The 15,556-nt window shown below is 66.3% G+C and carries 14 protein-coding genes and 1 pseudogene; 5 read left to right on the forward strand and 10 right to left on the reverse strand.

All coding sequences use genetic code 11. The features are described 5' to 3' along the window. Positions 1-284: 284 nt before the first annotated feature. From NN4_RS27785 to NN4_RS27800, 4 genes are read right to left on the reverse strand one after another with little or no spacing between them, the layout of a single operon-like run. The gene (locus tag NN4_RS27785; RefSeq protein WP_147137533.1) at positions 285-899 is read right to left on the reverse strand and encodes a response regulator transcription factor; all 615 of its coding nucleotides are present in this window, start codon (positions 897-899) and stop codon (positions 285-287) included. Beyond that, entirely contained in the window at positions 896-2,041 is a 1,146-nt protein-coding gene (locus NN4_RS27790; protein WP_246181122.1) for a sensor histidine kinase, read from the reverse strand. Before NN4_RS27790 ends, NN4_RS27785 begins: the two co-directional genes overlap by 4 nt. Further along, positions 2,038-2,847, reverse strand: coding sequence for an ABC transporter permease (locus tag NN4_RS27795; RefSeq protein WP_147137536.1), 810 nt, complete (start codon positions 2,845-2,847; stop codon positions 2,038-2,040). The genes NN4_RS27790 and NN4_RS27795 overlap by 4 nt, the downstream gene beginning before the upstream one ends. Beyond that, positions 2,844-3,830, reverse strand: coding sequence for an ABC transporter ATP-binding protein (locus tag NN4_RS27800; RefSeq protein ID WP_186818668.1), 987 nt, complete (start codon positions 3,828-3,830; stop codon positions 2,844-2,846). The genes NN4_RS27795 and NN4_RS27800 overlap by 4 nt, the downstream gene beginning before the upstream one ends. Positions 3,831-4,105: 275 nt before the next feature. Between NN4_RS27800 and NN4_RS27805 the strand changes: the two genes are divergently transcribed. Both NN4_RS27805 and NN4_RS27810 read left to right on the forward strand, forming a co-directional pair. Then, positions 4,106-4,345: a hypothetical protein gene (locus NN4_RS27805; protein WP_246181123.1), complete on the forward strand. Its 240-nt coding sequence runs from the start codon at positions 4,106-4,108 to the stop codon at positions 4,343-4,345. Positions 4,346-4,501: 156 nt separating this feature from the next. Further along, on the forward strand, positions 4,502-5,686 hold the full coding sequence (locus tag NN4_RS27810; protein WP_222595186.1) for a serine hydrolase domain-containing protein: 1,185 nt from the start codon (positions 4,502-4,504) through the stop codon (positions 5,684-5,686). Between the two features lie 100 nt (positions 5,687-5,786). Here NN4_RS27810 and NN4_RS27815 read toward each other — a convergent pair whose 3' ends face one another. The 4 genes from NN4_RS27815 to NN4_RS27830 all read right to left on the reverse strand — a co-directional run bounded on the left by NN4_RS27815 (position 5,787) and on the right by NN4_RS27830 (position 9,315). Further along, entirely contained in the window at positions 5,787-6,713 is a 927-nt protein-coding gene (locus NN4_RS27815) for a Sco1979 family transcriptional regulator (RefSeq protein WP_147137543.1), read from the reverse strand. Between the two features lie 401 nt (positions 6,714-7,114). Then, complete coding sequence (locus tag NN4_RS27820) at positions 7,115-7,618, reverse strand: hypothetical protein (protein WP_107655771.1); 504 nt, start codon at positions 7,616-7,618, stop codon at positions 7,115-7,117. A 195-nt stretch (positions 7,619-7,813) separates the two neighbouring features. Beyond that, positions 7,814-8,194 (reverse strand): PLD nuclease N-terminal domain-containing protein, encoded by a 381-nt coding sequence (locus tag NN4_RS27825; RefSeq protein ID WP_147137547.1) that lies wholly within the window; start codon positions 8,192-8,194, stop codon positions 7,814-7,816. Between the two features lie 212 nt (positions 8,195-8,406). Beyond that, complete coding sequence (locus NN4_RS27830) at positions 8,407-9,315, reverse strand: hypothetical protein (protein WP_147137550.1); 909 nt, start codon at positions 9,313-9,315, stop codon at positions 8,407-8,409. 173 nt (positions 9,316-9,488) lie between these two features. Between NN4_RS27830 and NN4_RS27835 the strand changes: the two genes are divergently transcribed. Further along, positions 9,489-11,852 carry a hypothetical protein gene (locus NN4_RS27835; protein WP_147137554.1) on the forward strand — a complete coding sequence of 788 codons (2,364 nt, stop codon included), beginning with the start codon at positions 9,489-9,491 and terminating at the stop codon, positions 11,850-11,852. A 53-nt stretch (positions 11,853-11,905) separates the two neighbouring features. Here the strand turns inward: NN4_RS27835 and NN4_RS27840 are convergent, their stop codons facing one another. Beyond that, entirely contained in the window at positions 11,906-12,667 is a 762-nt protein-coding gene (locus NN4_RS27840; RefSeq protein WP_147137557.1) for an SDR family NAD(P)-dependent oxidoreductase, read from the reverse strand. Between the two features lie 115 nt (positions 12,668-12,782). Next, a pseudogene (locus NN4_RS46980) lies at positions 12,783-13,226 on the reverse strand (FAD-dependent oxidoreductase); the annotation flags it as partial. A gap of 514 nt (positions 13,227-13,740) precedes the next feature. Here NN4_RS46980 and NN4_RS27850 point away from each other — a divergent pair. Then, on the forward strand, positions 13,741-14,127 hold the full coding sequence (locus NN4_RS27850) for a hypothetical protein (protein WP_147137560.1): 387 nt from the start codon (positions 13,741-13,743) through the stop codon (positions 14,125-14,127). Positions 14,128-14,671: 544 nt separating this feature from the next. Beyond that, complete coding sequence (locus NN4_RS27855; protein ID WP_147137563.1) at positions 14,672-15,079, forward strand: DUF4189 domain-containing protein; 408 nt, start codon at positions 14,672-14,674, stop codon at positions 15,077-15,079. Positions 15,080-15,556 lie beyond the last annotated feature (477 nt).

Below are 15,556 nucleotides of genomic sequence, written 5' to 3' on the forward strand. Positions count from 1 at the left end.
AGGCGCAGCCGAAGCGTCTTTGGACAACGTCGAGATACTCGCTGGGCCGATATGACCCAGACCCCACGTCATCGCTGCGACAGGTAGCGCCCGATGCAGATTGAAGATCTTGTCGGCGTTGTTGTAGACCTGCTCACCGAGGGGGTGCGCCAAAGTGGTCGCCGAGTCTGTGGAGAGGACGATGCCATCGAAGACTTTGACCCACACTGCCACTGTCACCGCAACAGTCTAGGAGCTGCGGAGGCGTTATAAGTCGTTGCCATGCAGGGAGTTTCGACCGCTGGCTAGATCCAGCCTTTCTCACGGGCTTTGAGCGCCGCCTCGTATCGGTTCGCGACACCCAGCTTCGCCATTGCCGAGGACAGGTAGTTGCGGGTGGTGCCGGGTGAGAGGTGGGCGCGTCTGGCGATGTCGTCGACGGAGGCGCCGTCGATCGCGTATTCGAGGACGTCGGCCTCGCGGGCGGTGAGGACGGTGTCGCCTGCGCTGATGGCTTCGGCGGCCAGTTCGGGGTCGACGTAGCGGCCGCCGTTGTGGACGGTGCGGATCACTTCGGCCAGGGTGGCGGCCGAGGCGGTCTTGGGTAGGAAGCCGCGCACGCCCGCGGCGAGGGCTCGTTTGAGATAGCCGGGCCGGCCGTGGCTGGTGACGATCAACGTGCCTGCGCCGGGGGTGAGTTGCTGAAGTGCCACGGCGGTCTCGATACCGTCCATGCCGGGCATCTGCAGGTCGATGACGGCCACCGCGAGCGGCTCGTCGACCCGGCGCCGCCACGCGGCGACGAGCTCCTCGCCGGAGCCGACGTGGTCGACCACCTCGATGTCGGCCTCGAGGTCGAGCATGGTCGCCATGGCGGCTCGGATGAGCGTTTCGTCATCGGCCAGGAACACCGGAATCATTTGTTCTCCCAATGAATTTCGAGGATGAACTGGTCGGATGACGCACGGACATCGAGGGACGCACCGAGGGGAGCGAGCCGCTCGGCGAGACCACGCAGCCCGGACCGCTCGCCTGCTGGACCGTGCGGGCAGTCGTTGCGCAACGACATCCCCGCGTCGCCGAGCGTGAGCACCGCCGAGGTCGCCGCCGAATGCTCGACGATATTCGTGGTGCCCTCCCGCACCACCCACGCGGCGACCTCATGGAACCGCGCAGGCACCTTGGCCGGATCGCCCTCGACAACGAGCCGGCACCCCACCGCCGACAGCAGCGACCGCGCCCCCGCGACCTCGGTCATCAGGTCGATCCCTCGGTAACCGCGAACCAGTTCGCGCATCTGCCCCATCGATTCGACGGCGAGCGTCTTGACCTCGTCCATCTCGGCGGCCGCGCGCTCGGCGTGCCCGGACCGCGACAACACCGCTGCCAGTTCACTTTTCACCGCGATCGCCGAGAAACCGCGACCGACGATGTCGTGCAGGTCCCGCGCGAAACGCAGCCGCTCCTCGGCCACCTGCAATTCGGTTTCGACCCCCTTCGCGCGGTCCAGCTCTTCGACGATCCGCAGACCCCACACCGTGAGCAGCGTCGTGCCGAGGACGAAGCCGCCGAAAAGGCAGGTCCCCGCCGCCGTGCCCAGCGCCGTCACCGGCGACGTACCGAAGGCGAGTCCGGTGGCGACGCTGAGTCCGAGCACGATCCAAACTTTGTGCCGGAAGAACGGCACGACGGCGAACATGGCGAGTACCACGGCATAAACGCCGGTCAGCCGCGCTTGCTCGACGGTCGACGCACCGGTGGCCAGCCTGGCGACCACGACACCGGCGAGCCACACCGCCGCCAGTGTCACGGCGGCGGCGGGCAGCGCCCATCGACGCAACACCACTCCGGACGACGACCTGGCGAACTCGGGTTGCACCTCGACCGCGACGATGGCGGCGATACCGCCGACCACGATCCCGACCGTCGACCACGACAAGCCCGCGGTGATCGCCATGACGACGATCACCGTGGCGAGTCCCAGTTGCAGCGCGACCCGGCTGTAGACCCGGAACTTCGCCGGGCCCGACAGCCGGTGCCACCAGGCGGTCAAGTTGCTCAACCGCGGTCGTCCCAGCGGAAGCTCTTGCGGGTCAGCGCGAACGCCAGGACGGTCCATAGCGCCAGTGTGGCAAACGGGCGGCCGAGTTCGGTGAAGGTGCCCGCGAAGTCGAGCGCCACGTCGGTGGTGGCGGCGGTGGCGTGCCTACCGGACGCGCCGAGGGAGACGAGGTCGGAGATGGCCGCGAAGGGCGTCCAGTCGGCCAGGTCGCCCAAGCGGTCGGGTAGCACCTTCCGGATGGACGCGAGGCCGAGCATCGCGACCGTCATCACGGGTAGTGAGGTGATCTGGGCGGCCTCAGCGTTTTTGGTCACCGCGCTGGTCGCGAGTGCGAGCAGGGAGAACAGGACGATTCCGCCGACCAGGGCAACCACTATCGCCACCGGGTTGACGGGAGCGGGCGCACCCGTGCCGTAAACCACCGCCGCGACCACGAGCACGGAGGCCACTGTCACCAGCGCACCGGGCACGGCAGGCGCGGTCTGGATCTGCCAGTCGGCGGCCTCGCCGGTGCGCAACCGTTTCAACACACCCTCGCTGCGACGCGTGGTGACCATGGACAGCACCGAGTAGTACTGCACGAACAGCAGCGCGACCAACGCGATCAGCTCGAACGTCATCGCCGCGGTCGCGCTCGTGGGTGCGGTGTCCTTGGTGGCGATGAAGTACATGGCCAGCGAGATGCCGATCGGAAAGAACAGCGCCATGTAGACCAGCGTCTTGTTCCGCCGGAACTGCAAGTACTCGGCCTTGGCGAGCGCGGCGAGCGGGCGGCGGCGAAAGGGGGTGGCAGCGATGGTGGTCATCGAGTTGCTCCGATCAATTCAGGGGTGGTCGTCGGCGCGGCGACCGGCTCGTTGGCGACGTCCAGGAAGACCGATTCCAGGGAGGCGGCGCGGGCTTCGAGCCCGCCCAGTTGCAGGCCGTGCTCACGCGCCCAGCCGAGCAGCTCGAACAAATGCCCTTGCAGGTCATAGGTGTCGACGGTGACGCGGGCCTGCGCGTCGACCCGCGCGTCCCGCAGCTGCGGCAACGGCAGGCCGGGATGGTCGAACACGATCCGCGCCGGGTGACCGTCGACGATCTCGCGCAGTGTGCCGGTGCGCGCGACTTCGCCCTTGTGCATGATGCTGATCCGGTCGGCCAGTGCTTCCGCCTCATCCAGGTAGTGCGTCGTGAGCACCATGGTCACGCCCGAGGCCTTGAGGTCGGCGAGCAATCGCCAAGTGCCACGGCGACTTTCCGGGTCGAGGCCGGTGGTCGGCTCGTCGAGGAAAAGCAGCCGAGGCTGACCGAGCAGGGCACACGCCATATCGACTCGGCGCTGCTCACCACCCGACAGCGAACCGACCCGAACGTCGGACCGATCGGCCAGATCCACCTGTGCGAGAACGATATCGGCGGTCGTCGGGTCGGTACACGTCCCGCGCCACATCTCCAGTGTTTCGCGCACGGTCAGCTCGGCGGGCAGCCCACCGGACTGCAACATGATGCCGACCTGCGCGCGGACCTGTGCGCGGTCCCGGCGCGGGTCGAGGCCGAAAACCTCTACGACACCGGCCGATGGCGCGGCAAGCCCCTCCAGCATGTCGAGCGTCGACGTCTTACCGGCACCGTTCGTGCCGAGCAACGCGAACACCTCCCCCTCGGCGACCCGCAGGTCTACCCCTTTGACCGCCTCGAAGGTGTCCTTGCCGTGCCCATAGGTCCGGCGTAGGCCCTGTGCGGTGATGACATCGTGAATCGGTTGACCGCCGCGGTTCAGCGGGTTGCGATGCGCACTGTTCATGCTTCTACGATCACGGACTCCGGTCCCGGTCAGTAGTAAGCGCAGTCATCGAATCCCGATGAGGTACCGCATGGATCGGCCATGACAAAAGTCATCCCGGCGAACCGGCGACGTGTCCGTGTCCGTAGTCGATATGCTGGATCCGGCCAATTCGATGTGCTTGATATGCTCGAAATATATTGCCTCAGAACACTATTCGTAACGGTCTACGATGGATAAGGGCGGCCTCGCCGACCTGCCCCACGACCCGAACGGAGACCGGTCTCATGTCGGACATGAACAAGCGCAACCTCGTCTACTTCGAGAATCCGTCCATGCGTGGACTGTACGACGCCATGGAACAGTGGCAGGCGGCCACCGACCGCCGCCTGTTGTCCATCAGCGTCCAGCAAGATCGCGACAACTACTGCGCCATCGCCCTGACCAACCCCACCGAGGTCGTGATCACCAGCGCCGACGGACACAACCATGCGAACGTCAGCCGGTTCGGGACGCTAGCCGTGGACGGGGTCTGACCGGCGATCCGGAGACACCCGAGCAACTACTGCGCCGCTGGTACCGCCCCCACCGGGGTGGTGCCAGCACTACCAGGAAGACGGGGGGCTGCCAGCTGACGATGACCTGCCTATCTCTCATAGCGTGACTGGAGTCCGCAGCAGAGAGGAAGCACCTTGCGCACCAAGGTAAGTCATCGTTCGTTCGGCACCGTGGCGGTAGTCGGGGCACTGGTCGCCCTCATGGCGACGTCATGCGATTCCACGGAGACCGTTCGAGCCGAGCCCGCCGCCGAGGCCGGGCAGCGGGCACAGGTCACCGAGGCCTTGAACCAATTGATCACCGGAGACCGCCTGCCCGGGGCGCAGATCGTGGTCACCGATCGGAGCGGGGTCTGGACGGGGACGGCCGGAGCCGGCGACCTCGCACACGGCACCCCGTTCCAGGACGACGCCCGAGTGCGGATCGGCAGCAATACCAAAACCTATGTGGCGACGGTCGTGCTGCAGTTGGCGGCCGATGGCAAGGTCGAGTTGGACGCACCGGTGGAACGGTATCTCCCGGGCGTCGTGCAGGGTCCGGGCATCGACGGGAATCGGATCACGGTCCGAAATCTGTTGCAGCACACCAGCGGCCTGCCGGAATACGCGGCCGAGTTCGGGGCGCCGCCGAAGCCAGGGCAGATCGCCTCGCCCTCCGAGGATGTGCGTTGGGGGACAAAGGATATCGCCGAGATCGTACGCAACGTGATGACCGCGCCCGCCGATTTCGAACCCGGCGCCCAGTGGGCGTACTCCAACACCAACTACGCACTGGCGGGAATGATCATCGAGAAGATCACCGGAGAGTCGGTCGGCGCGGCGATCACCCACCGGATCATCGAACCACTCGGTCTGCGCGACACCTACTTTCCGGAACCCGACGAAACCGAGATCCGCGGCCCCCATCCCGTCGGCTACCTCCAGTCGGGCGGCGAGCTGGTCGATTACACCCGCCAGAACGTGTCGTACGCCGGTGCGGCGGGCGCGATGGTCGCGACCGGCGCGGACCTCAACCGGTTCTTCGTCGCGCTGCTCGACGGCGAACTGCTGCCGTCCGCTCAGCTAGCCGAAATGAAGAAGACTGTCCCCCTGCCCATTTCGGGAAACCAGGGCTATGGACTCGGCCTCATGTATCGCCAGTTGCCCTGCGGCGCGGACAGTTGGGGCCACGGCGGCGACATCGACGGCTTCGAGACCCGCGGCGGTGTCACCAGCGACGGGCGTGCGGTCACGGTGACCGTCAATCAGGTGCCCGAGGCAGCGGAATCCACTCGCAACGTCAATCGGGTTGTCGACACCGCGCTCTGCGCGACGCCGTGAGATCCGGGCTGGGCGTGATCACTTCCGCGCGGCGGTGACGAGCGGTTGTGATCGCGCCTCAGCAGGGCGGATCACAACCGCGCTGCAGTGGCGGACATCATCATGCCAACCGCGCGGCCTCGGCGCTCATCAGCTCCCGCGAGTCTTCCGGCGTCTCCGCCTGCACGGCCAACCGGTCCATCACTTCGCGGTAGAAGTGGAGGTCCTCCCGGCGATCCAGGTAGAGCGCCGTCGTCAGTTGCTCCAGGTAGACGATGTCGGGCAGTTCGCGCTCGGCGAAGCGCAGCATCGTGAACGAGCTGCCCGCCGCCGCGTGCGCACCGGACCGATAGGACAGCACCTGAATTGTCACACTGGGCCTGGTCGACATCTCCACGAGATGTTCGATCTGCTCGCGCTGCACCCTCATCCCGCCGACCGGTCGGTGCAGCACGGCCTCGTCCAGCACCGCCCACAGCATCGGCCCGTTCCCCGAATCCAGGATTCGCTGGCGCTTGGTACGCAGTTCCACCCGTCGGGCGGAGTTGACGTCGATGTTCCCGCGCTTACCGCCCTGGGCGGCCTCGGTGTTCTCGTGACCCACCGCGACCAGGGCGGTGGCGTAGTCCTCGGTCTGCAGCAACCCTGGAACGAGTTGGCCCTCAAATGTTCTGATCGTGCGCGCGGCGCCCTCCAGACCGATGTAGGTCTCGAACCATTGTGGCAGCAGATCGTTGTATCGGTGCCACCAGCCCGGCTCGTTGGCCTTGCGGGCCAGATCCACGAAGGTCGCCCGCTTCTCGGGATCGGTGACCCCGTACAGGGTCAGCAGGTCGACGATGTCGCGTTCCTTGAAGCCGGTCCGCCCGAGTTCGAGCCGGCTGATCTTGGCGTACGAGCCGCGGATGTGCTCGCCCGCGACTTGCGGCGTGATGCCACTGGCCTCACGTAACTTGCGCAGCTGGCCGCCGACCGCGATCCGAAGTGCGGTCGGACCGCGGTCGGCGACACTCGGCTCGACGCCGACCCAGCCGGGCTGTCCGACCATAAGCTTCTACTCCGATACTGGGAGATCTTCGACGGGAACCACGCAATTTCACATCGTGTACTTCACCGCGTCTGCTTTTGATGGTAACGCGCTGATACGACAGATTAATCTAACTTCTGCCGGACCCGCCGAACATCGGGGTCGGCAACCGGGCCCAGATCGGCGTTTTGCGGCGTCGAGACGCCCAGCCATGGCTTAGCGCTCTTGTTCAGGCGCAGACAACCAGATCCGGCAGCGATGCCGGCTGGACCGAACGCCAGAGCAGTCGCCGACCTGGTTGGACGAGTGGCATGTACCGCACTGCATCCATCGAAACCCCTTGGGGCGTGACCGTGTTCGGCGCAACAAGCCTCGGACCGAGGCCCGTTCGGTATCGGCGCAATGACCGCGTAAGCCGCGCGCTAGGTGAATTGCGAGGTCGTGATCACGCCTTCGACACCCGCGGGCTGCGTCACCCTGGTCGGCAGCGAGGGCACCGCATTGTTGCTGTAGCGATGTTTCACGATCGCCGCCGCGGAGTCCTCGCCCGGCTCGGGGTGCCACGGCCGGGCGGACAGCTTTTCCAGCACACAGATCAACAGCATCTGCCGGGTGCGGGTGACCGGATGGCAGTTCGTGGCCGGCTGGCCGTATCCCTCACCGCCGCGATCTTCCGGCGAAACGGTCTCGGTGAGTACCCAGTACAGCTCCGGCCCGAGCAGGACCGATTCGCCCCTGCTGTCGTTGAACCAGCGGACCGAGTACTCGATCAGCAGGTCCGCGATCGGCCCGCTCTGCTGCAACGCGTCGACGAAGCGAGGCAATCCCCCACTACCCTCGGCGTTGCGCTGGATGAGCGTCGCGATCTTGTCGGCGACCTCGCGTAGCTGGGTGATGTCATGGTCCGGCCACTGCGGCAGGGTCATAATTCTCCTAAGACGTACGGCGGCGGTGTTTCGAGTCCCGGTTCGACCCATGCCCCGTCAGGCGCCAAGAATTCAGCATTCATGCGCCGGTTGTCAATGGCGCATCAATAGCTGACGGATATCACAAATACGCACACCGTCGTCCGTGCCGAATTACAACGAAATACCATGTAAAGCAAGTTGTTTGTCGGCAACCTAGAGCTGTTCGCCCTGCTCACGACGCCGATCCTCGTCGCTCTGCCGAGCGGCTTCCTGGCGACGGGCTTCCGCCCGCTGCTGTTCGGCCCGCTCCCGCAGTTTCTGCAGAAACGCCTCGTCAGCCGCCGGATCCTGCGCGACATAGCGGCCGGGGCGGTCGTACTCGGTATAGCCGGTGGTCGAGCGCGGACGGGACTCGTGCAGCGGGCGCCCCACGAACAACCAGAGCAGCGCGCCGACGGTGGGCAGCAGGATGACGACGATCAGCCAGCCCAACTTGGGCAGGTGCCGAATGCCCGCGTCGGGGCAGGTGATGATGTCGATCAGACAGTAGATCCACAGCGCGAGCGTCAGCAGACCCAGAATCGCGTAAGGCATCGGTACCTCCTCGTACGCCAGCCGACGACCTGTCCGTGCGGTGATTCGCGGCGAATCTCCCCCAACCGGCCCGGGCACGCGCTACCCGAAACTGGCAAATCTCAATAGAAATCGACGGCACGATCGACCCCCGTGGCCGCGATATCGCACCCTATCGGACAACCGGACCGTTCTCCACCCGAGTTTCCAGCACACCGGCGGGCACCCGTTGGTCAGGCTCCTTTGCGGAGATGCGCGGTGATCAACTGGCCGGTTTCCGGCTGAATGGCTCCCTCCCCGGCCGGGAGGCCGAGGGCGGCCGAGAGGTCTCGGCCGTAAAGGTCCACGGTGGACTCGGCCAGTGCGCAGAATCTATCGATGGCAGCGCGGCCGCGGCGGCCGCCCACCAGTGCGATGATCATCGCGAGCACGGCCGACGGCCACCACCACACGGCGAGCAGCAGGTACGGAATCGACCATGCCGCAAGGCGAGTGGCGGCGTCGTAGCGCGCCCGCGCGGACCGGAGCTCGCTTCGTGTCTCGCTGGGGACGATGAGCCAGAGCCGCGGCCAGGCAGAGTCGAGGTCCAGGCCGTAGTGGTGCAGCACGCGGTTGTCGGTGGAGCGGATGCGGTCGCCGATCCAGGTGGGGTGGCGCGGTTCGGTCAGCGAGATCCGGTTCCGTAAGGCGTTGAGCCGCGCGGTGTCCTCGGTGCCGAGGAAACCCGGCGGGCGTTGGCCTGCCTGACCGCGGGCGGTGTTGCGCCAGGCCAGGTCGAGGGCGCGGCCCGCGGCGATCCAGCGCCGCGCCCGCCAGCGGGTGAGCAATCTGCCGAAGCCACGCAGCGGCGCGGGCCACAGCTGCGACCACAGCTGGTGGGTCACTCCGGCGAGCATCTGCACCACCAGACCGCATCCCATAGCGGCCACCAGCACGGCGATAGCGGTCAACAGCACGATCCCGAGTGTCTGCGCGCCGGGATGCCGGGCGAGCGAGTCCAGTTCGCGAACGAGTACCGGCAGTTCGTACCAGTGGCGGTGGCCGAGCGCGGTGCCCGCTACGGCCAGGGTCACGAAGAGCAGTCCGGTGGGCACCGTGGTGAGCAAAGCCTGAGGTTCCGGTCCGTCGCCGGTGCTCGACATGGCGCCTCCAAGAATCGCGTGTAGCCAATCGGCCTCGGCTACCTGCTGTCGCCAATTAGCCTCAACGACATCACGTTTGAAGGTACAGCCGAACGCGGGCCGCCGTCGCGGTTCGAACAGCACCTCTAGACAGTGGGTGAAAGACCTTGCGCGACAACGCGAACAGACCGGACATGGACAACTTACGCACCGCCATGGAACTTGCGCCCGGTGAGCTCGGTGACGAACTGCGCACGATCGCGAACGGACCGCCCGGTCCCGACCTCGATGCGCTGCTGGCCATCTGGGATGGGCAGCCGCTGAATATCACCGGCACCGAGCACGGTCGGGCGCTGAGCGAGTTCAACGCGCTCATCTGCGGCGACCCACAGGTCCACCTGCATATCTGCGCGCCCATGCGCGATACGAGCGGGCATTCGGCGATCACCGAAGCGGAAAAGCTGTTCGCGCAATACGAACAGACCGGTCGGCTGAAGCTGCTCGAACGTGCCGCGGATGTGTTCGCCACTCCCCTGTGTGCGACGGCGCAGCCCGAACTCCGTAGCGCGGCGGAGAACGGTTTAGGGCTCACCGAGTGGGCGCGATTCGAACGGTTCGGCGCCCGCGACGATATCGATCACGCGATCGAATTGTTCCGTCAGGCCTTGGATCACGCGCCGGCGGGCCATTCGATGCTGCCCGCGCTCTCGGCGAATCTGGCGGGCGCACTATTGTCCCGGTGGCGCTGCGTCGGCGAACCGGTCGACCTCGACGACGGCATCCACGCCGGCCGGGCCGCGCTGCGAGGCACGCCCGCCGACCATGAGCTCCGCGGACCTCGGCTCAACTCGCTGGCCGGTGCGTTGCTGGGTAAAGCCGTCGCGACCGGTGACGCTTCGATACTCCGGGAATCGGTCGAGTTGCTTCGAGAAGCCCTCGCGCACGGCGAACGTCGCGGAGCGCCGGTTCCGGGAGCCGCCTCCGCGCTCGCCGATGCGCTACGGCTACAGCATATTTGGGGAGACGCCGACGCCGATGTATTGGACGAGGCGACCCTGTTGGCGAAGCAGGCGGTGGCGGAGCTGCCGCACGGTGTCCGAGCCAGGTCTCATCCGCTGTGGGCGCGATACCACATCAACCTGGCGTTACTACTCCTGCAACGGTTTCGGGAGTGCTCTGATCCGACCGATCTCGCGGAGGCTGCCACCGCGATGCGGCGGGCGCGCATCGCTTCGCGGGCGAATGCCCATCCGGCGGAGCGCCGCCTCGTTCATGCCGAGGTCGAGCGCGCCCGCTTCCTGCACCGCTGGGGTATTCCGGACGATCATCTGGAGCTACACCGCCGGGCCGATGATCTGCCCCGGCGCGGACACCGGGAGTTGCAGCGGCTCGAGCGAATAGCCGAACGAGCCTGCGCCGCAGCACCGGCCGGTCACGTGTTGCATTCGCGCGCTCGGGCGTCGGCCGCGACGGCGTATTCGCTGCGGGCTGGGCTCACCGGTTCCGTCGCAGACGATGCCACGCGCCGATGGCAGCAGATCGCGGGCGACTCGACCGTCTCGGTACCCGAACGAGTCGCTGCCGCACGGCGATTGACCGTTCCCGGCGCTACCGTGTCGGCTGCCACCAGCAGGCTCGTGCACCAAACATTCGACATGGCGGTGGACCTGTTACCCCAGTTCGCCGCGCGCACGCTCCCGATGACCGACCGTGCGCGATTACTCGCCGACTTCACCGGACTGACCCGTGACGCGGCCGCGTGCGCGCTCCGCATCGGTCCACCCGCTCCGGAGCACGCGCTGCGAATACTGGAGCACGGCCACGGAATACTGCACCGCCACAGCATCGAACTCGCGAAACGTGAACCTCGGCTGGCCCAACGCTTCGACGAACTCAGCCACGTGCTGAATCAACCTGAAACAGCGGGCTTTTCCGCGCCACAGCTCTTCATCAGGGCTTCACCAGGAGCTCCCACCGGCGAACAGCGGCGCCACGCCGCACAGGAGTGGCATCGGTTGATCGCCGAAATCCGCCAGGTACCCGGACTGCACGGTTTCCTGAAACCCCCTGATGTCGCTGAATTACTCGCCGCAGCACCACAAACGGGCCCCATCATCGTCGTGAACGTCAGCGGACTCGGCTCGGACGCGTTGATCATCGAGCACGCCGCCTTACGCACGATCGCACTCCCCGACCTTTCGGAGACAGAACTGACCGCCCGCACCGGCCAATTCCGCACCGCCGTAACCAATTCCACCGACCCCCGCCTGTCATCCGCCGAACAATCAGCAGCGCAGCAATCGATCACCGAGACCCTCAGCTGGTTATGGACCGTGCTGTCCGAGCCCATCCTGCATGAGCTAGGCCTACTCGCCGCTCCCCCGCCCGACCCCCAACACCTCCCCCACCTGTGGTGGATCCCCACCGGCCCGCTTACCCATCTCCCCCTCGATGCCGCAGGCCACCCTGGCGCCAACGTCCGCAGCCGAGCCGCCTGCTCCTACGCCACAACCGTCAGCGAGCTGATCCACCCCACGGGTGAAACCCGGACTGTCTGAACACCGGTCATGATCAGTCCGCCTCCCGCGCAGGTGCGGCGTCGCGGGATCGGCTACCACGGAACCGGGCCCTCTTCGCTGAAGAATCCACCGGTTGTTCCGTCCGCGCCGAGTGTGGCCATGCGTACCAGAATCGCGGCACCTTGCTCCACCGTGAGAAAGCCCGTGTGGTTGTTGCTGTCGGTGTCCACGTAACCGGGGGCCACAGCATTGACCAGGATGCCGTCCTTGCGCAGTTCGTTGGCGTAGTTGACGGTAAGCGAGAGCAGAGCGGACTTGGACGGCGAGTACGCAGCCGAGGGCAACAGCGCTGCGAATGGACCGTCCGGGTCGCTGAACAAGGTGAGCGACGCGGCGTGGCTCGCGACATTGACTATGCGCGGTGCCGACGACCGGCGCAGCAGCGGCAGCATGGCATTGGTCACCGCGATTACGCCGAAGACATTGGTTTCGAAGACGTTTCGCACCATACCCAGATCGACGGTGCTGGGAATCTGGTCGACGGCATCGGCAGGATCGACCTGGCCCGAACCACTGATACCGGCGTTGTTGATCAGTACGTCGAGGTGCCCGAACCGCTCCGCTATTTCCTGCGCCGCCGCGTGAACCGTCGCCGCATCGGTGACGTCCACGGTGAGCGCATGCGCTGTGCCGCCGGCTGCGCGGATCGCCGCCGCGGCCTCCGCACCGCGCTGCGGATCCCTGGCACCGACCAGCACTGTCATTCCCAGCGTGGCGAGTTGCTGGGCCGCCGCTCGGCCGATCCCCTTGTTCGCCCCGGTAACCAATGCGATCGCGTGCTCTCGAGTATTCATGGTCTCGTCCTGACTTGTGTGGTGTGCTGAACAAACACAAGATGCCGACCGGCTCGGGTCTGTGACAGCACAGCGGCGTGGCGCGGCTCACACTGGAATCACGGTCCGTGCCGTCCGACATCCGCACCTCGACCAGGTCGGCCGCCTGCTCCACCACCGTCACGGTCATACCGTGCTGTATCACCGCCCCACACCGTTCGGCCTCCGCATACAGAATGCGGTGCAGTGCAGCACGGGCGATGCCGACCATCGCCGGTCGCTGCCCGCCGATCAGCCGCGGCAGCCCCACCCGGTCGGCAGGCATGCCCTCGACGTCGACATGGGTAATCGCGCTCATCCCATAGCCTTCGGCCAGACACGCGTCGACCACGCCCAGTTCCTCGAACGCGCGCAGCGACGGACCGGTCAGACACAAGCCCCATCCCGCGGTCGACCGGTCCGGATCGGCCTCGACCACCTCCACCCGCCAACCCGTGCGGGCCAACGCGGCGGCCGCCGTCAGACCGGCAACGCCCGCCCCCACGATCACCACTGACCGCGACCCGTCATGACTGTCCATATTCGCCTCCTGCACAACCGATTTCGCAGGAACAGTAGGAGGCTTCACGCACTCGCTTTATCCGGATCGAGCAGCAATCATCCGCTCCCGGCAACGGTTTCGGACGAACATCGTCGTTGAAACACCTGAAATCCGACCGGGTGCCGGGTCGAGGTGAGTCGGTCAGGGCCTGACGGGAAGCCGTGAGAGCGCGACGCGAAGCGCTCAACGAAGTGTTGCGATGACCGCCTGAACCCGCAGGCATTACGGGACGTTTGCCGACGGACACCCGCCGCCGATTCGAGCCGAGCGGCGAGCGGCGGGACGGGTCGACTGGGTCTTCGGACCAGGACGCTCGTCGCACCGGACTTCGATCTGGTGGCACGACAGCGTCGGTAAGGCTCAACCTCGAAACGGCCGTCCGCCGATGCCTGCACGGTGCGGGCCGGACTCTTTCCCCCCGCGTCGCACACCAGTTCGCTGTGCTGAGAAGATGTTCGGTGCCGGGGATCGCCTCAGGAGAAGGGATATGCCCATGCGACGAACAGCTCTTATCGTGTCGGCTCTGATGGTCGTCACTTGCGGACTCATGGCGGTTGCCGGTACCGCGGGAGCGGTCGACGACAAGGCGACATGCGCTGCCTTCAACGAGGCCTGGACCGGTTTGAACAACCGGCTCGGAGCACTCGGCGGCGCGGGCTCGTTCTCCGAACTGCGGGGGATCTACCTCGACACCGCGGGGGAACTCCGCGTCGTGGCGGACGCCGCAGACCCGGGCGCGCTGAAAGACGCGCTGAATACTGCTGCGGCACACCTGAGTCGGCTCGAGACCGCGACGAACCTCGACGACTTCGACAGGGTGATGGGGGATCCCGCTCTCACCGCGGCCTTGGACGTGGCCGGCACGCCCTGCGGTCTCTGATCTCGCTCCGCCGTCGCCTCCCGGTCTCGTGAGGGCACGCTGCGTAGCGAGGTTCATCGCCGATCGAGTCAGCTCGGAGTCGACCGTCGAACAATCCCGAGTCGGCCGGCTCGGTCAGCGCGCCATGCGGCAGGAGTGTGTTCGGCAGGCGACCTCGTCGAGGGCCTCCGAAACCTCTTCTGCAGCGGCAGAGCTGACGGAAATCCGCAGTGGTCGCCCGGACTGGGTCCAATACGCATCGACTGTCGCGTCGGTGTGTACCCGGAGATCGAAGGGACCGAATCCGCCGCACCCACGACTCTCGCCCGGGCCACACGTCGTCATAGTTGACCGCGTCCGTCGCTGCGTGAGGCGATAGCCGCCGACGAGGGCGCTCCCGCAGCCAAGGGCGACTAGATCGGTTTCGACAGATCCATCACTAACACCGCAGTTCGTGATGGCCTTTGCCGTGCCCCCAAGACTTGGGGCGATCTCGAGTCCATGCGCTGCGGTATCTTCCATGCGATCGCCGCACCCTGGTCGGCGCGCAGAGGAAGCACGCCACATGTTCAAGAAATCCTTTGCGGCCGCCGCGCTCTCGGTGAGCGCCGCTGCCGTTCTTGCGGCACCGGCCGCCGCCGACCCGGTCAACTGGGGCGCCGCTTCGCTCAGTGTGTGGGGCAACGTCTACGCGTTTTCGGTCAACCACCCGACAGAAGCCGACGCCATTCGAGCCGCCGACCGAGCGTGCAAGGGTCAGGGCATCATCGACTGCCGGATGGTGGTGACGTTCGCGAACGGCTGCGGTGCAGTCGTGACGAGTCCGCTCGCGATCGTCGCAGGGTTCCCGATCGTGGGCTTCGGTAAGGGGGCGACCCCGGGGGAGGCATACGCAGACGCCACCCGCAACCTCCCCACCGGCACCGGAAGCGTCGGCTCGTTCAATCGCGACCATGCCTGCACCCAACCTTGATCTCGTTCCAGCACGGTCCTCGGCAAGAGCGGATACTCGTGCGCTGAGGTGCTGTCGCGGTGTGATCCGGCCTGGGCGTGCACTATTGGCTCTAACGAGGAGGAAATCCCTAAGCACTCGCACAGCTCGGCGGTACGTGTCCCGGCCCGGGAAACATCCTCGCCGACGGCTCAGGCAGACTCCCGCTGATCGACCCCGCGGTGTCCTATTGCTGGCCTGAGATCGACCTGGCCGCGCTGTGGTGCCAGCCCCGATCGCCGGCTTCGGACCGGTTCTTCGCTGTGTACGAGGACCTCACTCATCCGTGTGCGGGGTGGCGCGACCACGCGCAGCTGTTGCGTATCTCGGATCTGTTCAGCGTGATCGCCCACGGCCTCGACACGTGGGGCGCCGCACGAATCATCCACGAACTAACAACACCCTATCGCTACAAACGGTCCTGACGACGCAGTGCAGACTTGCGTGCGCATCGGCCTT

It is taken from the genome of Nocardia ninae NBRC 108245 (genome assembly GCF_007990755.1).
Taxonomy (GTDB): Bacteria; Actinomycetota; Actinomycetes; order Mycobacteriales; family Mycobacteriaceae; genus Nocardia; species Nocardia ninae.